Source organism: Shewanella japonica (genome assembly GCF_002075795.1).
GTDB lineage: Bacteria > Pseudomonadota > Gammaproteobacteria > Enterobacterales > Shewanellaceae > Shewanella > Shewanella japonica.
In genome coordinates, this window is the sequence record NZ_CP020472.1 from 631,389 (window position 1) to 656,940 (window position 25,552).

General features: G+C 40.8%; 23 protein-coding genes and 1 riboswitch. Of the genes, 12 read left to right on the top strand and 11 right to left on the bottom strand.

Going from position 1 to position 25,552, the window contains the following annotated elements:
* Positions 1–3 precede the first annotated feature (3 nt).
* The 5 genes from SJ2017_RS02735 to SJ2017_RS02755 all read left to right on the top strand — a co-directional run bounded on the left by SJ2017_RS02735 (position 4) and on the right by SJ2017_RS02755 (position 4,683).
* On the top strand, positions 4–354 hold the full coding sequence (locus SJ2017_RS02735; RefSeq protein ID WP_080914795.1) for a cytochrome c3 family protein: 351 nt from the start codon (positions 4–6) through the stop codon (positions 352–354).
* Positions 355–379: 25 nt separating this feature from the next.
* Entirely contained in the window at positions 380–1,117 is a 738-nt protein-coding gene (locus tag SJ2017_RS02740) for a cupin domain-containing protein (protein WP_244899760.1), read from the top strand.
* A gap of 49 nt (positions 1,118–1,166) precedes the next feature.
* A complete protein-coding gene (locus tag SJ2017_RS02745; RefSeq protein ID WP_244899761.1) occupies positions 1,167–1,637 on the top strand; it encodes a DUF3299 domain-containing protein in 471 nt (156 codons plus the stop codon).
* A gap of 36 nt (positions 1,638–1,673) precedes the next feature.
* Entirely contained in the window at positions 1,674–2,807 is a 1,134-nt protein-coding gene (locus SJ2017_RS02750) for a hypothetical protein (protein ID WP_080914798.1), read from the top strand.
* A 391-nt stretch (positions 2,808–3,198) separates the two neighbouring features.
* Positions 3,199–4,683, top strand: a complete 1,485-nt coding sequence (locus tag SJ2017_RS02755; RefSeq protein ID WP_080914799.1) for a lytic polysaccharide monooxygenase — start codon at positions 3,199–3,201, stop codon at positions 4,681–4,683.
* A gap of 121 nt (positions 4,684–4,804) precedes the next feature.
* Here the strand turns inward: SJ2017_RS02755 and SJ2017_RS02760 are convergent, their stop codons facing one another.
* The 3 genes from SJ2017_RS02760 to SJ2017_RS02770 form a co-directional block, all read right to left on the bottom strand.
* A complete protein-coding gene (locus SJ2017_RS02760) occupies positions 4,805–5,059 on the bottom strand; it encodes a DUF2999 family protein (RefSeq protein WP_055022838.1) in 255 nt (84 codons plus the stop codon).
* 211 nt (positions 5,060–5,270) lie between these two features.
* A complete protein-coding gene (locus tag SJ2017_RS02765; RefSeq protein ID WP_080914800.1) occupies positions 5,271–7,268 on the bottom strand; it encodes a hypothetical protein in 1,998 nt (665 codons plus the stop codon).
* A 243-nt stretch (positions 7,269–7,511) separates the two neighbouring features.
* Positions 7,512–8,054 carry a hypothetical protein gene (locus SJ2017_RS02770; RefSeq protein WP_167692882.1) on the bottom strand — a complete coding sequence of 181 codons (543 nt, stop codon included), beginning with the start codon at positions 8,052–8,054 and terminating at the stop codon, positions 7,512–7,514.
* 465 nt (positions 8,055–8,519) lie between these two features.
* Between SJ2017_RS02770 and SJ2017_RS02780 the strand changes: the two genes are divergently transcribed.
* Entirely contained in the window at positions 8,520–10,589 is a 2,070-nt protein-coding gene (locus SJ2017_RS02780; protein ID WP_080914803.1) for an alpha/beta hydrolase family protein, read from the top strand.
* 156 nt (positions 10,590–10,745) lie between these two features.
* On the opposite strand, the gene SJ2017_RS02785 is transcribed toward SJ2017_RS02780, so the two are convergent.
* Positions 10,746–11,117: a response regulator gene (locus SJ2017_RS02785; protein ID WP_080914804.1), complete on the bottom strand. Its 372-nt coding sequence runs from the start codon at positions 11,115–11,117 to the stop codon at positions 10,746–10,748.
* Positions 11,118–11,236: 119 nt separating this feature from the next.
* Positions 11,237–11,542, bottom strand: coding sequence for a hypothetical protein (locus SJ2017_RS02790; RefSeq protein ID WP_055022833.1), 306 nt, complete (start codon positions 11,540–11,542; stop codon positions 11,237–11,239).
* Between the two features lie 190 nt (positions 11,543–11,732).
* Between SJ2017_RS02790 and SJ2017_RS02795 the strand changes: the two genes are divergently transcribed.
* From SJ2017_RS02795 to SJ2017_RS02810, 4 genes are all read left to right on the top strand, one after another.
* Positions 11,733–12,572 (top strand): hypothetical protein, encoded by an 840-nt coding sequence (locus SJ2017_RS02795; protein WP_080914805.1) that lies wholly within the window; start codon positions 11,733–11,735, stop codon positions 12,570–12,572.
* A gap of 39 nt (positions 12,573–12,611) precedes the next feature.
* Positions 12,612–13,490 carry a LysR family transcriptional regulator gene (locus SJ2017_RS02800; RefSeq protein ID WP_055022831.1) on the top strand — a complete coding sequence of 293 codons (879 nt, stop codon included), beginning with the start codon at positions 12,612–12,614 and terminating at the stop codon, positions 13,488–13,490.
* Between the two features lie 195 nt (positions 13,491–13,685).
* Positions 13,686–14,588: a cation efflux transmembrane domain-containing protein gene (locus SJ2017_RS02805; protein WP_080914806.1), complete on the top strand. Its 903-nt coding sequence runs from the start codon at positions 13,686–13,688 to the stop codon at positions 14,586–14,588.
* 376 nt (positions 14,589–14,964) lie between these two features.
* Positions 14,965–15,693, top strand: a complete 729-nt coding sequence (locus SJ2017_RS02810) for a substrate-binding periplasmic protein (protein WP_080914807.1) — start codon at positions 14,965–14,967, stop codon at positions 15,691–15,693.
* Positions 15,694–15,699: 6 nt separating this feature from the next.
* Here the strand turns inward: SJ2017_RS02810 and SJ2017_RS02815 are convergent, their stop codons facing one another.
* Entirely contained in the window at positions 15,700–17,073 is a 1,374-nt protein-coding gene (locus tag SJ2017_RS02815) for an alanine/glycine:cation symporter family protein (protein WP_080914808.1), read from the bottom strand.
* A gap of 153 nt (positions 17,074–17,226) precedes the next feature.
* Positions 17,227–17,355: riboswitch (glycine riboswitch) on the bottom strand.
* A 348-nt stretch (positions 17,356–17,703) separates the two neighbouring features.
* Positions 17,704–18,081: a DUF805 domain-containing protein gene (locus SJ2017_RS02820; protein WP_055022827.1), complete on the bottom strand. Its 378-nt coding sequence runs from the start codon at positions 18,079–18,081 to the stop codon at positions 17,704–17,706.
* Between the two features lie 220 nt (positions 18,082–18,301).
* Between SJ2017_RS02820 and SJ2017_RS02825 the strand changes: the two genes are divergently transcribed.
* Positions 18,302–18,571, top strand: coding sequence for a DUF6482 family protein (locus SJ2017_RS02825; RefSeq protein ID WP_055022826.1), 270 nt, complete (start codon positions 18,302–18,304; stop codon positions 18,569–18,571).
* A 53-nt stretch (positions 18,572–18,624) separates the two neighbouring features.
* Here SJ2017_RS02825 and SJ2017_RS02830 read toward each other — a convergent pair whose 3' ends face one another.
* The 4 genes from SJ2017_RS02830 to SJ2017_RS02845 form a co-directional block, all read right to left on the bottom strand.
* Positions 18,625–19,863 (bottom strand): sensor domain-containing diguanylate cyclase, encoded by a 1,239-nt coding sequence (locus tag SJ2017_RS02830; protein ID WP_080914809.1) that lies wholly within the window; start codon positions 19,861–19,863, stop codon positions 18,625–18,627.
* A 142-nt stretch (positions 19,864–20,005) separates the two neighbouring features.
* Positions 20,006–20,386, bottom strand: coding sequence for a DP-EP family protein (locus SJ2017_RS02835; protein ID WP_080914810.1), 381 nt, complete (start codon positions 20,384–20,386; stop codon positions 20,006–20,008).
* A gap of 15 nt (positions 20,387–20,401) precedes the next feature.
* The gene (locus tag SJ2017_RS02840; protein WP_080914811.1) at positions 20,402–23,659 is read right to left on the bottom strand and encodes an nSTAND1 domain-containing NTPase; all 3,258 of its coding nucleotides are present in this window, start codon (positions 23,657–23,659) and stop codon (positions 20,402–20,404) included.
* A gap of 290 nt (positions 23,660–23,949) precedes the next feature.
* Entirely contained in the window at positions 23,950–25,059 is a 1,110-nt protein-coding gene (locus SJ2017_RS02845; RefSeq protein WP_080914812.1) for a phosphotransferase, read from the bottom strand.
* Positions 25,060–25,233: 174 nt separating this feature from the next.
* On the opposite strand from SJ2017_RS02845, the gene SJ2017_RS02850 reads away from it, so the two are divergent.
* Positions 25,234–25,494 carry a DUF5062 family protein gene (locus tag SJ2017_RS02850; RefSeq protein ID WP_080914813.1) on the top strand — a complete coding sequence of 87 codons (261 nt, stop codon included), beginning with the start codon at positions 25,234–25,236 and terminating at the stop codon, positions 25,492–25,494.
* Positions 25,495–25,552: the final 58 nt, after the last annotated feature.

Here is a 25,552-nt window from a genome sequence, read left to right on the forward strand (position 1 = left end):
CCTATGAAATTGTTCACTCCCTTATTCACTGTGTTGTTTAGCTGCGCAATTGCTTTTTCAGCACAAGCTAAAGATCAGCGAGATTACCATGAAATGGTGTATGACTCTGGTTGTAAAACTTGTCATGACCAAGGTATGAAGGCATTCCCATCTGACGAAGCTTGTTTGCAGTGTCATGACATGGGCGAACTGGCAAAACAAACCCAGCGCAAAGGGCATGAAGCCGCGCAAAACCCGCATGACAGTATGCATTACGGCCAAGAAGCGCCGTGTATGGAGTGTCATGGAGAGCACACAACGAAGCAAGCCATATGTATGGATTGCCATAACTTTGATTATCCAAAATTTAAGTAACAAAACTCATAAAAAGGAAATGATGATGAAAAATGTAATAGCACTTTCGGCCATTGTACTTTCAGGTTGCGCGTATGCATCAGAGAAGCCTGCAGATCAGCCTTGGCATAATGAAAAACCAACACTTTCAACGATTAATGCACCAACGAAAGTGATGCCGATGGTCTGTAAGCAAGAACAGGCAATGGCGTACCTTAAAGAGTTACAAAGCGGTGAAAAAGATATTAACACCGTTAAATCAAATGATCATGGTGGTAAAGGTGCAAACGACTCTGGTTGGTTAACTTGGAGAGTAGAAGATCCAAGCAACTTAATTCCTTGTCCAGAAGGAGGGGCGGGTGCAACTGAAGTCGGTATGTGTTGGAAAGAATTAAATGATGAGCCTACCGTTATCGGTTTAGTTCGTGTTGCACCAGGCACTGCAGCGCCGCATTATCATCGTGAAATGGAATGTTACTTCGGCTTAAGTGGCCAAGGTTTGACATGGGCACAAGAACGCATGCAACCATTTGGTGCTGGTGATTACATTGAAATTCCTAGTAAAGCGATTCACTACACTCCAAACACTTACGATGACCAAGATTTAATTTACATGTACTGGTTCCCGTTAGATGGCAAATTCTCAACCTTTAAATACCAGTGGCCTCAAGATGTTGGCCCAGGTGAGCAGTTGATGTTTGATTTTGTACCTTACACCAATTCTAAGCTTGTGCGCTCAGGTAACGGTGGTTACGGCTGGGATGTGGTTCAAAAATCTAAATAAGTAGCGGTAATCTTATAAGGGGAGCCAGCAAGCGTTGGCTCCAAGAATCATGATGAAAAAATTAACTTTAGTTTTAATCGTATTGTTGGTCGCACCTCAAGTTTTTGCTGAGGAAGCGGTGTCGATTCTTTGGGGGCATCTTGCGCCTAATAGCGCTGATACGGCTGTTGAAATCAATGTAAACCAAGAGCTTGACGGTAAGAATGTAATTATTCCAGGTTTTATTGTGCCATTAGATGGACAAGGAAAAAGCCACACAAAAAACTTTTTACTCACCCCGCAACAAGGGGCGTGCTTTCATAAACCGCCATCACCACCTAATCAACTTATTCACGTAGTGTTTAATGAGCCTATTGCTATTCCTGAAATGGAGCAGCCTATTTATATTGCAGGTAAGTTGACCATTAAAAGTGCTCAATCTGGTTTTGCGAAAACAGGTTACTTACTCGAAGGCGTAGAAGCTATTGATTACCCCAAACAAGTTCCAATTTCAGCTTCAGCACATGCGCATCAACATTAAAAATTTACAGGACTAAAGAATTCCAAAGGAAATGAAATGAATAACATCAAATTAATGACCTCGGCAGTGTGCACTGCCATGTTATTAAGCGCGCCTTTTAGCTTAGTACAAGCTGAAGAACAACAAGATGGTATTAGTATAGGTGGTGCTGTAAGGGTAAATTATGCTTATCGCGATTACGATGACTCATCAAAAGATAAGCTAGGCAGTTTAGATTTTGAAATGGCTGCCATTAAGTTTGATGGTAAAAAAGGCGACTGGGGTCTGTCTTCTGAATACCGTTTTACCGCTGATAGCCATTATATTAAATACGGCTACGGATATTATGATATTAATCCCAATTGGCAGTTACAGTTTGGTATTAACCGGGTGCCTTTTGGTAATGCTGACTTTATCTCAAATAGCTGGTGGTTTGGTTTACCTTATTATCTAGGGTTTGAAGATAATCAGGATGTGGGGATTAAAGCATCCTATAGCAATAATGGTTGGAATACGGATTTAGCGTTTTATAAAAACCCAGTTTATAGTGCATCTGAAAATAAACGCTATTCGGCATCGCTATATTCGGGAACGATAAATGGGACTGAATACCACAACGAAGAAACAAATGGTGTTAACTACCGACAGACTTACACGACGGAATACGAAGGTGGGTCAACAACCTTTGGTGGCTCTGCGCAATTCGGTCAAATTTATAATAGCGACACTGGCAATATGGGCGAAAGATATGCCCTAGCACTGCATTTGGACAGTAGTTACAAAGGTTGGAATTTACAGCTTCAAGCGATGCAATATGAGTATGATGCTGCAGACTCAGAGGATGAAAATAAAATCGGTATTGCAGTGGTTAGTTGGCAGTATGAAATAGCCCCTAAAGGCCAAGCTTATAGTGCCAATATTGCTAAAACAATCGCCACAGATTGGGGCAGTGTGAAGTGTTATAACGATTTTGGCTTAATGACGCCTGATGTAGCTGATGATGATTATGATAACAGCATGCAAAACGTCACCGGTTGTGCGATTTCTGCAGGGGCAACTTACACTATGGTCGATTTTATTATGGGTAAAAACATGACCTTTTCAACAGCCAATAATGACCATGTAGGTTTACCTGAAGTGGGGGATGATTGGGACAAACGAGTGAATATTAACTTTGGTTATTATTTTTAAACTGTTCTGAATATGAAATATTTGATGACTTAATCACAATCACTCAGTTAAGTCATCGCATTATTGAGCTCATGATTTAGTTATCATCAAATGTATTTTCTCATCTTTACTTTAATTCACCCTTACTCTTCACCTTTCTGAGACATTCTTGCCTGCCAATAAGGCGTGTTAGTCATCTACCTTGCTGTAATTTTACTCATTCTCATCTCCATATTTATGCTGGTTTTATTTAGTTAATAGTTCTTTATGTAACAAAATTAAGATTATTTATCATAAAATTGATACTTAGGTTTGTTTTTTGTTGTTTTTGGTCGCTCTGTCAAAAAGAGAATTAATACCAAAGCAAATATCAGTACAGCATTGATATTTACATAACAATAAAGGATTTCTAATGAAAACAATGAAAATAGTAGGTGCGATAGCTGCTGTATCAGCTATGCAAATACTCATTCCTAATCAACAAGCACACGCTCATGGCTGGGCTGAGTTTCCTGAAGCAAGGCAATCAATTTGTTATGAGCAAGGTGGACTTTGGAGTGGTACACCGCCGAATGCGGCTTGTGCACAAGCAAAAGAGATTTCTGGTACGTATCCATTTATTCAGCGTAATGAATTTGCCATTAACATACCTGCGCCTGCTTATAATGACATGGATGCGGTGAAAGCGGCGATCCCTGATGGCAGTTTATGTTACGCCAATGATGCTCAAAAGCGGGGAATGGGGGCTGAACATACAGCATGGACACGAACTGAATTAGCACCAGGTGAATTTGAGTATGTGTTTAATGCAACTGCGCCTCACAACCCTTCATTTTGGCAATTTTATTTAACCAAACCTGGAGTGGATGTGTCTAAGCCACTTAACTGGGATGATTTAGTCTTACTGCAAGAGTACGGTAATGTTGCAGTCGGTGAAGATAAAAAGTATCGGATGAATATTACAATACCTGCAGACCGTTCTGGTGATGCGATTTTGTATACTCGCTGGCAACGTGAAGATCCAGTCGGTGAAGGGTTTTATAACTGTAGTGATATCACAATTACTGGTGACGGCCCAATTGATCCAGAGCCAACAGAGCCCTATTTAGAGCAGGGGGATGCGTTTATTCCACAAGAGGTGAGCTTAACAACGCCACAAATAGGCGAGTCAGTTAACTACAAAGTCTACAATAACAATGGCGAAATCCATTCTAGCTTTTCACTAATTATCACCGAAGAGAATCAGCTGGCTTGGGATCGTTTATTAGCTGCTGAAGTCAGTGGTTATTATCACGACCATTATGATGGCAATGTGTTTATTGGTCGCTGGCATGCTGAGATGAATCACTATATGTATTTTCAAAACCAGCTGCATGAGAATTTCTTTAACTCAAAGAATACTCAAGCCTATGGTGAGTTTAGTATTTCTGAGAAGAATGAGTTTGTCGAAGCCGTCATTACGCCAACGGTATTAAAACCTATTACCGATGCTACGGTGTCACATGGCGAGTATGTCGTATTAACCCCAGCGAACAGCCTGGGTGATATTGAGCATGTGGCATGGGTGCAAGTGAGAGGCACACCAATTGAGACTGAAATTGGTCAGCATGACGAACTAATTATTAACACTGCACGACTCGATAATCTCGCTCAAAGCTTCAGCTTTGAACTCACTGTCACAGGGCAAGGTGAGGAAGATAAATCAGTTTATAGCTTTAGCGTAACGCCGAGCGATGTTGAGCCAGGACCAGGCCCTGAGCCTGGGGAGCAATGGAGTGCATCTGCAGTGTATACCGGTGGTGAAACCGTTATACATAATAATCAAACTTGGACAGCTCAGTGGTGGACTCAAGGTGAAGAACCAGGTACCACAGGTGAGTGGGGCGTGTGGCGCTAAGTCACAGTGGTATGGTCAATTTGTCATGTAAGGTGATGAGTATTGATCTATAAGATATAAAAACGGCCAATCAAAGATTGGCCGTTTTTATCGATAAAGCTTGCGAGTTAATGCAACAGGCTTATTGAGGTTGCATTTGCGCTTTCGCTGCTTCCACTTTAGAGAAGTCTAAACCGAGTTCCAAAACGGCTTCTTTAATCAACCCAGGGTTTTGCATAACCATTGCCATTAGCTGTTGTAGCTTTTCCGCTGGAATACCTAATTGACCAATAATGCTCATAGCCATCATTGGGTTTTGAGTTAATGCTTGGAACACTTCACTGATTTTTTCATCACTGACGCTATGCTCTTTTAATAGGGCAATAATTGGATTCATTGCAAGACCTTGTGTTAATGGATACGAATTATCTGACTATTTTACCATTGATATCGTTATTTTGCAGAGTGGAAAACTTGCTAAATGATTTCATTAACTTATGAATGAATTCCCTCCATTATGGCTACAGGTGTAGAGCGTAGTAGTAAAAAGCCAGCATCGATTGCGCTGGCTTTTTGTTTACCAAGTTGGGATCAGCCTTAATATTGCATTATTTATAAATGTAATCGGTTGCGATCTCACCATTTGGAGTATGGGCATCTCCCATATAAAGAATGTCAGGGCGCGACTTTTCTCGGTCAGTCAGTGCAAGTCCATCTTGAATGATATTTGCGTCGCAATAATCGACGCCATAAAAGCCTTCAAAAGCTGACTGATCGCCTATTTCAGTTGCTGATAGCTGAGAGAGCGCTAGGATCGGTGCTGCTGGAAAGGTTAAATACCAACGTGATCCCGAGACATTACGCTCAATATCAGCACGAGAAATCTCGGTGGTGCTTTTACCTGTTTGCTGGGCTAAATATTCACGGTTTGATTCACTTAAAAAGTAAGTAGCAACATTACCAACTTCAGCCACAGGCTCATCATAGATGGTTTGACGTAAAATAATGTCACCACTGACTGTTAAGTTGTTGATTCGGCCACGTGTTAAGTCACGACAACTACTTTTACAGGCAAATGAGCCTTTGCCGACAAGTAATGCTGAACCACTGTCGATAGCTTCGATGTTCTCTACACTAATGTCTTTCATTATCTTACTGTGTGGCTTTAACCACACTCCGGTAAACCCGTTAGTGACTTTAATATTTGAAATTTTGATTTTATTGGCTGAACTAAAGTAAGGGCCTGAGCGGTTAAAGTTGTCTTTGTTAGTGCCATTACCTGCCTCAACTCGAACACCAATACCATTAAAGGCTTCAATATTATCAATTTCAATCCAGTCTCCACCGTAAACTTGCACCACACCGTATCCTGTATGTGCATTAATTGACTTAATGTTTTTAATTGAGCCTTTAATAGGGGTGCGAGCGTAGCTCGGGTTACGTTGAATGGCAAACATGTCAGGTACGATATTGCCGCTATCATCGATGAAATTGCCATTCTCATCGGTTGGGATGGGAATATTAATAGGGTTCATTGGTCTATTTAAGTTAGGTGAACCTTCAGGATTTTTTACATAGCGATTTTGAAGATAAAGTGGCGCTGAGCCAAATCGATACGTGAATGAGCCATCTTTGTAGTCGGCATCGGCAAACATTTGCACAGATACTGATTCAGTATGATTATCTTCAATGGTGACATTCGACACTGAAAAGTTTTCGACATAAAATAATCCAAATGGAATAGCACGAGTTAAGTTGACTAGCCCACCTCCATTTCCACCCTGCATTTCGCCATAGTTAAATGGCATATTGGTTTTAGCATCGACAGTAAAGTTTCGAGTCGGATCCGTTGATGTGACTTGAACGTTCACCGTGCGTTCAGCTGATAGCTTACTTGGACCAATACTGCGACCAAATGAGAATAAAAATTGGCGATTTGGTCGGTTATTTGGGTTACCAGTAGGGTAGGTATCTTCTTTAATGCCACGCATTTCAAGTATGACTTCAGGCTCGACTTCAATACGGACATTCGATGGTACGACGATGTGCGCCAAGCTGTAGCGGTTATTCGTCCCTTTTTGAGATGCCCGTAGAATAACAACACCGCCATCGTCTTCTTTAGCCGCAAACCTAAGGGCTTTTTTTAGTCTACTGGTGTCATTGACTGTGTCATCAAAACTGTCTGATGCATAGAGGATTTCGGGTTCATCATCAAAGACTCTATTTTCGAAGAAGCCGATATCTTCTCCCGTATACCCCGTTAAGTCAGTATCTGTTGGAAGGTCGGCTTCAGCAACCTCAGGTATACCTTGGCAAAAGGCACGTTCGTATTTGCAATGTCGGTGACCATTATGTTCTTGGTGTTTATGGCCATGTGACTTATCTTTTCGCCATTTATGGGCGTACCGATCACTGTGGTGCTCAGTTCGCTGAGGGCGATGTCGCTCAGCGTAATTTGCGCTATTTTGCGTAAGTTTTGATGATGATTTCATCTCTGAATGGTTGTGCTCAGTGCCAGCAAAAGCCCCCAATGGCATGAGTGTGAGTAAACTTATTATGGTGAGCTTTTTATAGGTCTCGTTGACACTATTGTGGTTATTTTTCATTTTCATATCCCTATTATTTTGAATATATCAGCGGAGCTTTTCCCCATCATTCCGCTTGAAGGCACCTAATGTGCGTTAAAAAGTGTATATAAAAACAACAATAAATCAACAAACATAGTATGAATATATTTTTAATATGTTAGAGTAAAGGTGAAAAAAACCGGCATTGGGTTATGAATGCCGGCTTTTTAAGTTTCTAATAGATTGAAAAAAATGATTATTATTGATTAAAGAATCGTTGGGTTAATTTGTACTAGATGAGTCATCGCGTCTAGAAGCCACTTGGATTAAGAGGAAGATAAACCCCATAGACACATGTGCGCCCCAGAATATGGCATCATTTAATTCGAGCTTAATGTACTCAGAGTGTTCTGCATTGGCTTCAGCCCATGTACTACTGAGACCACCAATCACCAAAACCAACACCAATAAGCTTAAAATGTTGCTGTGAGATCCCCAAAGCCACCATGAAACAAGTTCTAGCAATATGACTAGTGCGGTAGCGATTAAGGTAAATGGCTTTTTTTGTAAATATCTTTCTGGTAAAAACACGTTCGAAAATAATAAAAATAGCACCATGAATACGGCATATTTTATAAAATCTATTATGATTTCAGTGCTTAGTGATTGTAAGAAGTAACAGAGAAAAGCGCCTGAACCTAATAAAATGAGATTAAAACCTGTAAAAATGTAAATAGGTTGCCCTTTATCTAGCATGAGTACGCCACATATACTGGATACAAAAAAAGGCCCAATATCGGCCAAAACCCAAGGGTGTCTATCCATACCGAAGGGATATAACTGATTGCCATATATTGGGTTAATCCACCCCAAAATATCAGTAAACAGATAATTATATTGAATTGTAATTTGCTAATTTCAGGATCGAAGAGTAATAAGCTTTTAACTGGACCAAATTTTTGCATGTTGCACCATTGTTATTTTTATTCTTAATTATCAATAATTAACTAAATTATGGTAGCTGTTTTTATTGATGGATATCAATGAAAGTAGGTTGAAAAGTCAGCGGTTAATGACGGTCGAGACGTTTTATTTTTATCTTCCTCAGGTTTAAGCTTTATTTAATTGTTAAGCATGACAATGGATTTATGCTGATGTAACAAGGGTGATGGTTGTCCCGTTCTCTCGGTGTTAATTCGATTAACATTTATTACTAGCTGTACTGACTGGCATGACGATAAAATGCTAGTAATGAAGAAAATAACAATAAATAAATCAAGGAGTCCTCTCGTGAAGAAAGTTGGGATAGTGCTTATGTGCTTGTTGATGCCTGCAGCGTCAATCGCCGCAGAGCCAACAAAATCAGCGCATTCAGTGCAAAATCAAGCAGAACAAAATACAAAGTTATCAGTTGATGTACTTTGGCAATTAAGCCGAATTGGCAATCCAATTATTTCGCCTAATGGTGAGTACATTATTGCCCCTGTTACTCAATATGATGTGCCTGAAGACAAAGGCGTCACTCAGTTGTGGTTATTTGATAAAGACGGTAAAGGTCAACGCGCGCTGACTGCTGAAGGGCAACGTGCAAGTGAGGCGACGTTTTCTCCTGACGGTAAAACACTCGCGTTTATCAGTAAGCGTAATAAAGATGATGCTGGCCAAGTGTATTTACTCCCATTGGACAAAGCGGGCGAAGCACAGCGCTTAACTAATGTGCCAGGTGGCGTTAAAGGCCTTAAATGGGTTGGCGAAAATGTTTACTTCATTAGCCGTATCTTCCCTGGTAAAAATTGGGATGAAATGGCAACTCAGTTAAAAGCGAATAAAGACAATAAAGTTTCTGCGCATCAGTGGAATGCATTACCTTTTTCAAGCTTTGATCACTGGATTGAAGAAGACAGACAAGCGCATGTATTTCGTATTCCGGCAAAGGGTGGCGAAGTAGAAGCGATCACTCAACCATTGAATAAGCAACTGCCACGTTCATCACAAAGCAGTGGCAACTACGATATTTCGCCTGACGAACAGTTCATTGCGTTTAACAGTAATGGTTGGGACAATCAGGTTGATCCAAAAGTTGATATTTTCATGGCGAAAATTGGCAGCGGTAAAGTGGTTAACTTAACGCCTAAGAACGAAGCGCCAGATTCAAACCCTACCTTTAGTCCAGATGGTAAAACGTTAGCGTTTACCCGCCAGCTTATCCATGGTTTTTACGCTGATACAGCAAACCTTGTGTTATTGGATGTGAAAAAGCGTACTGAACGTGTGATCACAACTGACTGGGATCGCTCTGTTGCCCGCTTTAGCTGGACGGCTGATAACAAAGGTTTTTATGCTGCTATTGATGATGCTGCCACTCGCCGCATTTTCCACATCAATGCCAGTAATGGCAAGGTAAAACCGATTACCAAACAAACCAACTTCGGTGCACCTGCTATTGCGAATGACGGTACGATAGTGGCTGCAAATGACAGCTTTTTGTACCCAGCTCGCTTAGTTAAAATTAATCCAAGCAATGGCAAAACCACGCGTTTAGATAGTTTTAATGATGACATTCTAGCGAATGTAGATATGGGTACATATGAGTCAGTGACCTATAAAGGCTATAACGACGAAGATGTGCAAATGTGGGTACATTACCCGCCAGGGTTTGATAAAAGTAAAAAATACCCACTAATGATGTTGATTCATGGTGGTCCTCACAGCGCGATTTCTGATGGTTTTCATTATCGCTGGAATGCACAAACATTTGCCTCTTGGGGCTATGTCACAGCATGGCCTAACTTCCATGGCTCAAATAGTTTTGGCCAAGACTACACTGATAGCATTAACCCAGACTGGAAAAACAAGTCGTTGGAAGATGTATTTAAAGCAACGGATTGGTTTAAAGCAAAAGATTGGATTGATAACGAACGTTTAGTTGCTGGTGGCGCAAGCTACGGTGGCTACTTATCATCGATTATTTTAGGTCAAAAAGATCAGCCATTTAATGCATTATTTATTCATGCTGCGGTTTACAATATGTACTCGCAAATGGCAGCCGATTTCTCGGTGCACAGTACACGTTTTGGTGACTACTGGGATAACCCTGAGATTTATAAATCTATTTCTCCGCATTACGGTGCTGAAAACTTTAATACTCCAACCTTAGTGGTTCATGGTCAATTAGATTACCGTGTACCAGTAGGCCAAGGTTTTGAGTTATTCCGTACTCTTCAAACCAAAGGTATTGAGTCGCGAATGATTTACTTCCCAGACGAAAACCACTGGATCATGAAGCCGAATAACTCAATTTACTGGTATAACGAAGTTGAAAAGTGGATGAATCAGCATGCAGAGCCAGGTGCTAAGTAATGCTTAATTTATCGAATTCATTCACTATTCAATAGCGTGGTGAGTGATATCTCAGTTAATAAAAAATGCCGCAATCAAAAGATTGCGGCATTTTTATAACTTGGAAATAGAATAACGACAACGCCTTATTTAAGGCAATAAAAGTGTCAGTAAAGATTATGCTCTGTCGAGATACTTATCGACAGTAAGCTGCACAGTATTAGGAAGAATAGGTTTAGTGAGGTATTCGTCTGCGCCAATTTTAAGCGCTAACTTTTGATCTGATTCTTCAGTAAGTGAGCTGATAACCACGACAGGAACATGCTGCGTCAGTTCATGCTCTTTCATGTATTTAATCACTTGATAGCCATTCACATCAGGCATGGTGATATCCACAAACACAAGATCTGGTTTCATTGAAGAGAGTACTTCAATCGCACCGTCACCAGAGTTGGCAGTTAATACCAGATAATCATCACCAAGAAGCGCCAGTATCATACTGGTACAGATTGGATCGTCGTCTATCACAAGTATTTTCGCTTTATCCATTGGTGCCTCTTTCTAATGTTGTGATATCGCTGTCGATATATTCATCATTGTATGTAAAACAATATTAATTGCTAGGGCTAATTAAGCATAGAACATAAGCTAACTTGATGAAAGCGCTACTATTCAGGCTGTTTATATTGACGATATTTTTCAATGACGCCATTTCTATCTAGACCACGTTTTACATTTTTACACAGTTTAGCAAAGCGACTAATATCGCCAAGCTGCGGTGTGTTGCCATGTTCAATTGCCGCTTCCCAATAGCTGATTTCGCTATCAACCAATTCGAGTAACTTTTTCGGACAACCTTGGCAATTCCCTTCAGGGCCACATACAAAGGTGTCGGGCTCAGTTAATGGAAACGTGGCTTTCACCTGAGTCATTATTTGTTGCATTGCAGTGATGCGATCAGGTTTCTTGTTCATTAGCCTTAATACTCAGTAGGAATAAAGCCTTACATGTCATGCTTAATACTATTATTAGTCCAATGGGAGCAGGATTTAGTTCAATTAAATCTATGCTGAATAAGGCGAATATAAGTGATACTCTTTGGCGATATCAGCGCGTTGCAATATTCAGTATAACAATCATAATCTTTCTGGAAGCCAGTCTACTATGCCTCAATTTACAATAGTCTCAGCCATTTTAATCATCGTTTTATTGTGGCTGAGTCCCTCGCAATCATTTGCAGCTGACCGCTTTTACGCGAATCAAGCATTACAGCAACAAGCGCCGCAAGCTTTTGCACTTCAGCCTCAAAGTGATGCCTTCCTTGCGCCAGCTTATGCGTTAACAATATCCCATGCGGACCGCTTAGTTGGGTTAATTAACCAAGATAAAAATGTGACTGAAGCAATAGCAAATTGGTCTGATTTAACCATAGATGAGCAAATACCTTGGCTTAAAAAGGTATTTGATTTAGCGGTGCAAAGCTTTGGCACCCAAACTCCGTTATTAATTATTGATAACCATAGCTATCCGAACAAAATGGTGTATTTTGATTTCGATGTGGAAAAAGGCGGTAGTGGCATTGTTTACCTCAACCCTGAGAAACTTGCAGAGGAAGACCCTTATGCCTCACTGGCATTTTTAGTTCACGAAACTCGTCATTCATATCAATTTCAGCAAGCTTTATCCGGTGAGAACGATCCCATTTCTCAGGGGTATCTAGCGGCATTCAACGCTCAAAAGCAATTAAAGGGCTTTGGGTTTAGTGATTTTTTAACGCTACTGAACGAATATGAAGCCTTTCAATTTGGTAATTATGTGATTGGTCAATTAACTAATTGGCAAGTTGATATGTTGAATATGGGGACATTTGCGAGTCAATTTAATCGCCAAGGCCAGCTAAAAATTGATTTACAAGCATTGTCACTTAATACGAGTGAGCAAACCTTGTTGGAGCAATATAACGAGTTGGCACAAAAGCAATTTAACCTGCGCCAACAGCAATAAAGCAAGCTTCTTTATAACGTGACGATATGCGGCTGAACTATGAATCTTAAACAGCTTGAAATCTTTTGTGCAATCGCCGACACCGGTTCTGTTACTGCGGCGGCAAAACAGCTAAACAGTAATCGTACTCAGCTGAGTATGGCGATGAAGGCATTAGAAACGAGCCTTTCAGCTAAGTTATTTGTGCGTTCTGGTAATAGTTTAGTCTTGTCTGAGGTGGGCAAATCAATTTACAAAGACTGCGAAAGTGTCGTCGCAACATGTGAGCGTATTCAGCAAACTTGCGAGCAAACGATCGATAAGTTTCGTTCGGAAATTTGGCTAGCAAGGGATGATTCTTTTCCTGATGAAGTATGGCAAACCTTTATTATAGAACTGAATAACCACTTCACAGCAACCACAGTGAATACTGTATTAGCATCAAGTGGTGATTTAGCTAACCTCGTCAATACTGGGCAAGTGGACTTTGCCTTTGGTGTTGATTTTGAACGAGTGGATGATGCCAATACTGACTATCTGCCCTTGGGGCGAATTCGAATGATGTCAGTGTGCGAGCATACACATCCACTTGCGAGCCTTAAGCGGGTGTCGGACAGCCAATTACGTGAATCACTACAAGCAGTAATGGTTTACTTAAATGACAAAGATAACCCTGAATTACAGCCTTTTTCATTGCGACATATTGGTTTTTCAAGTTTCGAATATATGTTGAATACAATTATGTCCGAAAAAGCATGGGGCGTGTTACCTGAGCCATTGATTAGACCTCATTTGAGAAATCAAAAACTGGCGGTGATAAAACATACCTATGGGTTAACCCACGAAGATTACTGCATGTTTTCAATGCCAGGCAGCGCACAACCTGAAAGTGTCGCTTGGCTGTGCGATCAGATCAGCGATTATCTGTTTAAGTTTTAATGCCTTTCAGCCTTCGAATGTATCACTAACTCACTGAGCGTCATGTTTTTTGACGCTTAATGTGCGCATTAACTTTATGATTTATATCAATTTATATACTTAGTCCTATCTTGGGGTTGTTATTACCAAGAATCACTGTTGAGAAAATAGTCACCAATGACAATAATTACCACAGGTTTTAATTGGTGATAATTCATGTGTGTAAGAGATAAAAATAAAGATAAACAATTACTTAAGTTTTCAGCTGTAGCAGCGTTAGCGTTTGCTGTGTTAGGTGTTGTAGTGGGTGGGTTAAGCGGCTCAATTGTCATTTTATTTGACGGTGCTTATTCGCTGATGAGTTTATTTCTTACCATGCTTTCATTAGCCGCCTCGAGTTACATGCGTGCTCCCTCAAGATCTCAATTTGCGTTTGGCAAAGCGATCATCGAACCCCTCGTGGTGGCAATTAAAGGTACGGTGATTTTAATGTTGCTGTGCTTTAGCTTATCGTCAGCGATGACAACAATACTAAGTGGTGGTAAAGCCATTGATATGTCTATTGCGGCTGTATTTGGTTTCATTGGTTTATTAGGGTGTGCTGGTGTTTGGTGGTTTTTAGCTCGCCAAAACGGGCCGCAGCGCTCGGGCTTATTTGCTGCTGAAATAAAACAGTGGAAGATGGATACCATTATCAGTGCAGCAGTTTGTGCAGGCTTTATTATTGCTGTGTTAATGGCATATACACCTTGGCGTGCATATGCTGTCTACGCAGACTCTGTCATGATGCTGCTTATCGGTAGTTACTTTATATCGGTGCCATTAACCATGCTCACTGGTGCGTTAAGAGAGCTACTGATGATGAAGCCGAGCCAAGAGATTTGCTCTCTAGTGCATGAAAGTGTCTCAGAGGCCAACGGTTCTAGCCTACAAGAGCTTGAGATTACAGGTATTGCTAAAGTAGGTCCCGAGTTGATGGTTAACATTAATGTAAACCCGAAAAAGTCGAATCAACTATTACCTGACTTGCAAAAGATCCGTGCATTGATGGATAAAAAATTAGCGACGTTATCATTAGATATTAAGCTCAACTTAGATATTGTGACAGAAGCGAAGTAGCGCGCCGCCATAATGTTGGTGCGACTAACCAATACCCAATTTACTGCAACATCGATTACTCATTTAACGCATCTCTTCGAATAAACCACTTGGTTAGCCTATGACTTGATTCACAGGCAATGTAAACTGAAACGCTAATTAAGTGATCGCTTATATTGCTGGTTTGATAAGAATCAATTACTAATGAGTGAGTTAAGTGAACAAAAGCCGAGTTTGGCGCTGCTTTTGTCATCTTCAGAACGCTATTTTTTCCAAGTAAGGCTAAAATCAGCTTAACAATGTTGTGCAATTGTTTTAGTTTAAGATATTGATAAAATTAATTTTCATGCTTTTTTTTTAAAGTGTGTACGTTTTGGGGGATAATTATTTGCATAAAATGTACTACTTATTCTTGCTGAGTGCAGTTTTGCTGTTTCATGCAAAACTGCATGCCACCACTCTTAAATATAATGTCAATGGCTCAAGTAGTTGGGTGCCCTATTATATTACCGAAGACGCGAATAACTCAGGTATATTAGGTGAGTTAGTTCCGCAAATCCTTGCAACGGCTTCAATCGAAATCGAGCGCCATGATTTTCCTCCCCAACGTACAAATCAAGCACTTGAAAAAGGGTTATTAGATTTTGATTTTGTGAGTCCAAGTTGGTTTGCTGATGGAGATATGGGAGCGCAATTTGTTCAGTCAGAACCAGTGCTTCATATTCAAGAAAACATCATAACGCTTAAAGATAATCAGGAGACTTGGTCTAACATTGCTAAGATCAAAGGGCAGCCAATAGGCACTGTATTTGGCTATTTGTACCACGATGATGATATTTTTACTCGAGTGGACTTCAGTTCTGAAAAACAATTAATAAAAGCTCTGCATAAAAACAGAGTTAATGCTGCCATTTCGGGAGATTTACCTGCTTTGTATTGGGCGAAAAAGCTCAACCTCCCAATCGCATTAGCTGCTATTCATTCAAAAGGGGTGTTAGTCATGCGCTTAAGGAAAGAGCATCAAGCGTTAATGCCACAAATTAATGCCGCCATTTTAGAGTTAAAAAATGACGGCACCATTCAAGACTTAATTGACAAGTACACCAAAACAGAACTCTATTTGTAGCAGGTACTAATTTGCCAGTTTTACCTGTGAAAACTGCTTTTTCTTTCGTTCAAAATAATGATGTGTCTCAGTCATAATGACATGTCTTAAGCCAATAATTGCAATTAAATTTGGTATGGCCATTAAGCCGTTAACAGTATCGGCAAGCATCCAAATTAAATCTAATTGAATAAATGCACCGACAGCAATCAAGCCTAAGAAGGTTAATTGATACACCTTAATCCCTTGGTCTCCTAGGCGTTTGTGAGTTAGGTAGTACCAACAACGTTCACCGTAGTAATGCCAGCCAAGAATTGTCGTGAAGGCAAAGCACACTAGCGGTATTGTCACAATATATTGACCGACAATGGCTGAGCCTCCCGTTGAAAATGCGGCACTGGTCATTGCAGCACCCGCAGTATCACCATTCCAAACACCCGTAATAATCAGGACTAAACCTGTCATGGTACAAATCAAAATTGTATCAAAAAAGGTCCCCGTCATACTGACAAGACCTTGCTCTACAGGTTCTTTAGTTTTGGCAGCAGCAGCGGCAATTGGGGCACTACCTAAGCCAGATTCATTTGAAAAAACACCTCGGGCAATACCAATTTGAATCGCTTGGGCAACAGTCGCACCTAAAAATCCACCTGCAGCTGAAATGGGGGTAAAGGCTGAGTGAACTACTAATTCGAGCGCCGGTACGATTTGCTCTGAAAAGCTAAACAGAATCCAAATACACGCTAAGACATAGCCCAGCGCCATTGTAGGCACCAGCTTTTGAGCGACATTTGCAATACGTTTGACGCCGCCCAATGTGACTGATGCCACCATTGTTGTCAGTACAATTGCTGTCACCCATGTCGGTACATTGAACGCAATTGTCATGGCATCGCTAATGGCATTCACTTGGGCAAAAGTACCAATGCCAAAAAACGCCACACCAACACCGAATACCGCAAAGATTTTAGCTAGCCATTTTAGGCCAAGCCCTTGTTCAATGTAATACATAGGGCCGCCAGCAATATTACCTTTGGCATCCGTGGTGCGATACTTAACCGCTAGCATACATTCGGCGTACTTGGTTGCCATGCCAAAAAAGGCGGCTAACCACATCCAAAATAATGCACCTGGCCCACCAATTTTTATCGCAGTAGCCACCCCGACGATATTACCTGTACCTATGGTCGCAGATAGGGCAGTACACAAGGCTGCAAATGATGATAAGTCACCTTTGCCTGTTGCAGGTTTGAATAACAAACTTAAGGCAAAAGGGAGCTGAAATATTTGTAATAGTTTAAGCCGAATAGTGAGATAAAGACCGGTACCAACCAGTAAGCATAGGGTGATTGGGCCCCAAACAATGGCATTGATATCAGTTAATAACGCGTGAAAATTCATTGTGTTCCTCGAATATTAAACAACAAAATTAATATGGAGGAGGAAAAGATATGGCTGTTATGTGGTACTGAAGAGGGCAACTGACAGAGCATCCACCCACATAGGTAGATTTTAGGCAGCAACAAACGACAGTGACCATAAATGAATACAGTCATCCTCTCCTCTGTCCTTTTGCCTGAGCGTTTCGCGTGACTGATAAGTCAGCCTCACTTTCGCCTTCGGCGCTGTAATGACAATCGCTGACAAACAGCGTTTGTTTACAGTCTCTCCAGAGGCTCGTCCAGTAACAGTCCTCACCACAATGTGGCACCTGAAAGAGTGCTTTACTAGCGGATAATCCACTAACTAAAGTTGCCTCGTCGGTGTGGGGTTAGTCCCCACTCTCCTGCTACCTTCATCCGAACGGATCTTTTTGAAAATGCGTGTTAAATAACAAGCCATTAATCAAAAAGGGCAATTAGCATGCGGGATATAAATCAGAGGCTCAAGAGGTGTAGATCACAGTTTGAAATCGAGGTGGTTTGCCTGCGGTAAATTTGAACAAACAGTAATATTAAAGGGCAGTACAGCGCTGGTTAGCACTATACTGCCCTTTGTTGGCTATTACTGAGCCCTTATTTAATTCCAAGGCTAGATTTCGACTTCGTTACCCTTAGGGTTAGGGCCAAAGCGGTTAGTTTCAGATTGACTGTCAGACACAAAAAAGTACAACAATACAAAAGCACCGATGAATGGAATAAGTGCGATAAGGAGCCACCATCCTGATCTATCCGTGTCATGAAGACGACGCACAGATACGCCAAGGGCAGGTAGGAATACCGCTAAAGAATAAATACCACTTAGTAATCCATAGCCAGTTTCAGGGTTTAAGGTGCCGGTGATGTTATCAAGGATACCTAGTAGGATCCCTGCGATGACATTGAAAAGTACAAAGAACCAATACTCCTTACGACGCGCTCGGTCTTTAAAGTTAATGTAATTCTTCAATACCTTGATATACCAATCCATGATGATTCCTTGTCAGTATGCTTGCTTTTTAATCATATAGTTATAACAGCAAAGAAAGTGGAAAGGCAATGAAGGACAACATTCTTTAACTGGCGTTATGACCTCTGAAATGTCATTGGTACTTAGTAGAAGTGGCTTACTGGTTGCTTTTTGAACTAGATGTGAATTGTTGACGTATAACATGGTTACTAAGTGAACCAAACTCAATTGAGGATACGTCATGGATAATGTGAACCAATCAGGCAATATCGCGACAATCATTGGTATAGCTGATGCAACCCACTATTTAGTGGGGCTGACCGATGCTGGTAATAATTTTGTAGGCTTAAATGGCGCCGGTTCAGGCGAGTGCGTGAACTCGATTGTAGAAGCTAAAGCCCTACTAAAAAGCCATGACTATTCGGTTGCCAACCTTGAATATCAAACCGCCTATGATGAAATGTGTGGGCTAGACAATGCGGGCAATTATCAACAAGTAATAAATTTATAAACTGCCTAATGGTGCGAGCCATGTAATGATGTTCTGCTCGCACACTTCCCTCTCTAGCAGCAAGCATTAATCCGATTGCGGCCCTCAGCTTTAGCACGATATAGCGCGGTGTCAGCAGCGCACAATAATGCATTTGCAGTTCTGAATTGGCCGTTAATTTCACTAGCATGACCTTGGCTTACACTGACTGTAACTGATATATCCAAACCGATATCCATATAGGTCAAAGCATTAATGTTTTGCTGTATTAACTGTGCAGTTTGCTGCACTTCTTCGGTATTGCAGTTAGGCATCACTAAAGCAAATTCTTCACCACCATAGCGCGCTGCAGTGCAATCTTCATTAGGTAAGGCGCTTTTAATTGCGTTGGCTATCTTTTGTAAACAACGATCGCCCATCACATGACCATGGTTATCATTGAAAGTTTTAAAATGATCAATATCGATAATCAGCACACTGATTGGATCGCCTTGTTCAATGCATGTTTTCCAATGGTGCTTTAAGTCTGCATCAAATACACGGCGGTTAGACAAGTTAGTTAAGCAGTCGGTCGATGCCCATTTATACAGCTGCTGATACTCTGCGCGATACTTACTTAAATCTCTGATGATGATGCCAAATAAAGGCTCAGACATAGGAAAATGGGTGACAGACATTTCCACATCAATGGTTTGGCCATTTGACATGTTAAGTGTGGTTTCATTAGGTAAGTGATTTAGCGGTCTTGGTTCTAATCTAGATTCAAGGATCATTTGTTGATAGTGCGACTTTTGCGGTTCACACAAATAAGACTGCCAGCGCTGACCAATTAACGAGTTTGCTGAGGTTTTATCGCAATCAAGCAATAAAGATACAGCATGTCGATTTGCCATTTGAATATTGCCAAACTCATCGACAACAATCATCGCTTCCATTATATGTTCAACTAACGTTGATAATGAGCTGAGGGCGTGACCACCGAGTTTAGTTTCTGTAGCGTTAACATCTGTATTGACTTGATTGCTATCAGCCTTATTCGCACCGGTATTAGCACTGGTACTAGAATTAGTATGGGCGCCAGTGTGATTACTAATAGTCTGGTTGCTAATAGCGCGATTACTAATAGTGTGATTGGCTAAATTGTTTGATAAAAACTGTGGTTCAAGTTTTAAAGGGTTAGTACTCGGTGGAAGTTCATTGACGCCAAATTGACAATTGATATTGCCCGTCTTGGTGTCGCCAATAAACATGTCCATATTCACTTGAGAAATTTGGGTTAATTGATTCTCAGCAGTGGAAGTGAGTTCTAACATAACGAGTATCCTTACTAGAAAGTTAATATCGCCGCAGTGATTGCGTTTTCTAGTGATTACTCTATCGAACTCTGTTAACTACAACCTTTCGCTAACCTTCCGACTTAAGGTGTTGAATTAATTGTTTTTAAATTCTTCACCGTTAACAATTTTCTACATTGCCTTGCCCCTTGTTAATGACTTGAGGGTCCTCACTAAGGAGAAGTAAGCTGTTATCAGTGTTGGTTAACACAAACTGAAACTTAGTGGTTCCGACCACTTTATCCAAGTCCATTAACTGAATTATTTGACCATCACTACTCGTAGTGACAGCATCGACTACGCCATCAAAAGGGGTTTCAAAAGCGGCGCCAACAAATTTTAATCCTTTGTCTGTAAGGTCATCTAGAAGGTAGGTAATGGTACTTTCGCCAGAAACTTCTACAGATCCAGTTTCATTACTGTATGAAAATGTCGGTACTTCATTTTTATCAATTGTGACGGTTACTGTGATAAAGGTGGCCTTGCCTGTGATATTTAACATGATGACTCCATTCATTTAGTGAACATTTTTAAGGTTAATTCCAGCTTCTGTAACAGTATTAAAAAGCTGGGGTTCTGAGGGTAACTCCCCTAAGCATTGCAATGCTTTAAGATAGGGAATTGTTATTAATGGGTTCCTGTTTGTGTCGATTAAGGTTTGTAATCTAGATTTTATTTCAGTACACAAAGACTTTTCGGTTATTTTGTGATTTAGCAATGTAGAGGTCGAATAAACGAGTATCTGGCTGGATGACAGCATTGCTTTATAAGTAACATTTTGACTGTGTTTATTAGAAATGTCATGAAGCAGTTCTTCTGCGATTGAAGCATATTCATTGCTTTTATTGTATTGATTGTGATTGAAAAAGTACCTTGCTGATGAAAGATAATATTTAGCCCATACAAATTTATTTCTAGATGTATTTTTTAATGACTCATTATCTGTCATTGATACTGCCAAAGAATTAATATTGTAATTAAGTATTTGTTTATTCTGGTCATCAACTACTTCTAGTAACCTGAACATTGAATTAAACCGATCTATTTGCCATTGCTCATTTTTAGGGTCTTGTATTAACGCTTTATTTATCGCTGCGAGCCCTAATTGAGTTACTTCAAAGGCATGTTGTTTTTGATTTTGATAACGCAATAAATTGGAATGTATTTGATAGCTAGCAAATAACCTATCAAGTGCATATGGGGTTAGCTGTGCAGAAGAACTTAATAACTCCAACTGCAGTTTTTCGTGTAATCTAATAGCTTTGTTAACATTACCTTGAGATATAACAGCAGTTGCCAACCAAGAACGGGTATCTGCAATATCTGCAATAAGTTGAGTGTTTTGGGGTTGTTTAATCAACGCTTTTTGTTTTAACGCTAATGATTGTTGAAAAAAATCATTAGCGACATCAAAATTTTGCTGGTTTATCGATATAGAACCTAAAGAATTATTTGCATAGGAAAGCTCCATAATTGCATCATCATTATCAGGCGCTAAGCCATACATGGTTTGGCTGTAAGCTAAGTATTGCTCAAACCATGCTTTAGCTGCTTGCCATTCACTTTGATCGTAGTCCAATTGCCCTAACCAGAACGCATTAGCCCCTAGGGTTTTGAGTAGTTCGAAATGTTCAGGTTGCTCAATTAATAATGCGGTGAGCTTTTCTCTAGAAGCTAACAAGGCTTCTTTGGCTTCGATAGTTTTACCCCGTGAGTAGGCGACTTCACCCATGGCCTCTAAGGTTTGACCGTGTTGAAATCGGGCCTCAAAACTTAAGTTGGTATCGTTTGGGTTCGAAGCGTCACTGAAATATTCCAGTGCTTTTTTGTTGATACCATCCAGTAAATCCATACGCCCAATACCGCGCATTTTGTCGGCGAAATCACCCACCATAAAGCCGAGAAGGTCTTCTGCTGCTTGCCTTTTTTGTTGGGCCATTCTTTCTGCTTCGAAGCTTTTAACGCTGGCTAAAATCGAGGTGATCGTGAGTAAAAAGAGTAACGAGATGGTGAAGGTTTTTTGCCAACGTTTGATTTTTTCGTGCTTACTCGATGCGGTAATTAATTCAATTTCTTCAGGCTCAAGCTCGAATAACGGATTGTTTTTGAGTGACTTGGCTTCTCTGAGTGGTTTACCGTCAGCCAGCAAATAAGCATGGTTCTTGTTTTCTTGTAGCCAGCGGGTGGATAAATGATGGAGTCTGCTTTTAATTCGCAAACTTTGGTTATGCTCAGCTATCCATGAGGTTGCCCTTGGCCAGCGGCGCAGTAGCGCTTCGTGGGCAATGCTGAAGCAGGGTTCGCCGTTTTGCAGATTGGACACGAACAAACGACTGTTAATCATCGCCTGAGTCAGGGTGCGTTCTTCTTTGGTGTGCAGCTGTGCCCAGCGCGCGGTGCGACTAGTGATCGATGACTCGTCTTCCCTTAGCGTCACTAGCAGTGAAAATACATGGGGCAAGCTGGCTTTTTGCTGGGGGGTGAGCTCTGCAATAGCATCTTCGGCATTTTTGCCAATTGCCCCTTCAATGCCGCCTAATTCTTGATACACGCTAAATAACAACTGGTTGTCTTTACTGCGCTTTAAGTAAAGTGCTTGCAGCATGTATTGCAGCATCGGCAGTGCATCGGGGTTACTGGCAGCTTCTGCGCAGAGGATTTCATCTAAAGGTGTTGCTGTATAAGGGTCGCAGGTCCAAGTTAAATTAGCCGCAATAGCGGGCAAACGGATCATTTGCAGCAATTCGCTACGAGTCGGTGGCGATAAATCAAAATGCGCGCCTTGGCCTTTTCCTGTCATTAAACTAGGGTAGCCAACAAGCAAGGGGTAGAACTCGTTACGACAAGCACTTAATACAATAATACAGCCAGAGTTGGCGAGTTGTTCGAGTATGCCAACAAAAGCAGAACGCTGCTCATGGGTAAAAAGTGGTGAAGACAATAACACTTCTAGACGATCGATAAACAAAGCAAAATGAGTGTGAAGTTGACGATTAGCTTTAATGGCTTGTTTACATTGATTAACAATTACTTGTGGCTCTGTAATGAGTCGGTGGGATAACGAATCAGCACTGTCGCCGTCAAACACAGGTTGGTCATTAACTTCCCAATCAAGCATTGCTCCTGCAAGTTCGATAAAGAGTTGTGATTTAGCGACATCGGCAAAGTCTAGGCTGCTGTAAGCGACTACATGCACCCCGTTATACCCTGATCCTACGGTAAGATTAGGAATAATGCCTGCATTGATTAACGATGATTTACCACTGCCGCTTGGGCCGAGTAATAAACAAAAACCGCGACCGCATTTAACTTGCTGGCTAATACGCTCAAGTAGCACGCTAATTTGTTTACTGCGGCCAAAAAAGACTTCATGAAAGTCTTCTGAGTAGGCCTGAAGACCGGGGAAAGGTGAGCCAGCACTCCACTGCTGATGGTTAGCAACGGTTTCATGACCTATGGGAAAATTAACATCGGCGAGGGTGCGGTAGCCTCGCTTACGAATGGTTTCAATATAACGTGGTGATGTTGCTTTATCTTCGAGTGCTCGGCGTAATTGATTGATAATTTTGTGCAGTGGATTATCGCCAATATCGGTATTAGGCCAACAGTGATTGACGATATCATCGCTACTGAGTACTTCACCGCTGCGTTGGCATAATAAAACCAATACATCCATAGCTTTGGGTTCAAGCTGTTTTGTTTTTTTACCAAGGTTTACGCTATTGCTATTGGGATCAACCTGCCATTCACCAAAGAAAAAAATCTCGTTTTTCATTATCACATTCCATTGAAAACCCAGTGTTATGCTTCATGCATTCGGTAACAGCTTATCGCGATTGCGTTTCATTAGTATTTACTTATACCAACTTGTGGTTAGATTGTAACCACTTAAAGTGTAAAAGGGAGTAAAAAACAGACTAATTGAGGAATTGAAAAAGAGAGCGAGGGTGACCTTTAACTGGAGGTTTGTTGTCAGCGATATAGTTGCTAAAGCAAAGAGTATTCCCTTGCTGTTGTAGAAATACTTAAGCGTATCTTTTTATTATTTCCTTACAGCCACTGTTATCACTTAAGCCGAGCCAGTGCCTTAGCGGTTAACGCTTCGGTGTATGGGTTAATCTTAAAGTGGTTGGGGCTCCAGCCTTTTACAAACCGCTGAAAGTCGGCCCAAGCTATTGAATATAATGGCCGCCATGTTTGCACTAATTTATCTGTACAAATGTGGGGGTGATGATGCTTGGTGCTAATAACTAACTCGTTAAAGTAATAATCAAGCCATTGTGTAATTTGAGACTCATCTTCTGAAAAGGTAATCACGCTGCTCAGCAATAATGCCACATCTTTCATACCGCAGCCTTGGCCAACATATTGAAAATCTACCGCAGCTGCTTGTTGGTGGTTTTCGGTAAAGCAAAAGTTAGCTAGCTTGGCATCACCATGGACTAAAGTTTGAAATGGAGTATTTCTGAGCACTGTATCTATTTGTTGTGCAGCGGATTTTAGGCTTGAATCTTTGAGAGCTGCTAGTTCGTCTGGGCGGGTATCAAGGTGCCAATAAGTACCTTGTTGCCAAAGTTTTGCGTGTAATTGCTTACTTACTTTATCTGTGAGCACTTTATCTGTGACTAATTTGTGTTTGTTGTCTGAGTAGTGCGGTGATTCACTCGCATCAAGGTTTTTGTATAAGAACTGGCCATGAAACTGTCCTAGCCATTTAAGGCAAGCTTTAATGGCAATATCATCAGCACGAGTGAGCACTTTATCAAAACCAACAGTGGCTAAGTCCTCAAGTATCAATAAGCAGTCATCACCATCTTGTTCTAGATATAAACATTTAGGCACCCGATTATCTTGGCTACATTGGTTGGCGTAATCTTGATACCAATTAAACTCTACTTGATATGATTTTATTTTGCGCTGATGAGAAAGGGCTGTATTCCAACCTTTAGGGTGCGACTGCGCTGCGGTGCTATCTTGTGGGTCCATCACAGGTAGCTTGATATGTTTAACAATGACGCTGTGATAGGTTGAACCTGATAAGTGAGCTCTGAATAGTTCTCCGTAACCACTCCAAAGTGATTGGATTAGTTCGACTTGAGTAATGTCAGTGGCACGAGTTTGCCGTTTAATTTGATCAAGCAGTTGTGGATTAACTTCAAAGGCATCAGTATTCATTGGTATCAGTTATCTCAATTTCATTTTTAACATGCTGATAAAGGTGCAGCAATGGATAAATTGTATGGCTAACTCACTAATAAGTGAAATAGTTCTCAAGTCTGATGGAAAAGCCATTGAGTTTTAAAGTAAATAGCGTAGTTTTAATGAATTGAAACCTGACTGGAGTTGAAGATGAAACCAGGCAAGAATGACAGCAAGTTATTGAAACTTGCGATGGAAATTGGTGAAGGATATGCCAAAAAAAGAGGTTTTAAAGATTTTGGAGTGGGGATTTCACCAAAGGATAAAGTGGAGTGCATCTATCGCTTATTGGTGCAAGATGGCCTGATACAAGCGTTAGCTGAAGATAAGGATGATGGGCCAAACAGAAAACACAAACTGGTGTTATGGATAAGCAAGCAACTACCGCCAGAGCACCCGTTACTGAATTAATATTGAGGCGATACTGCATTGCATCAATATTAAAAAATCAAAAAGCCAAGCGACTGCT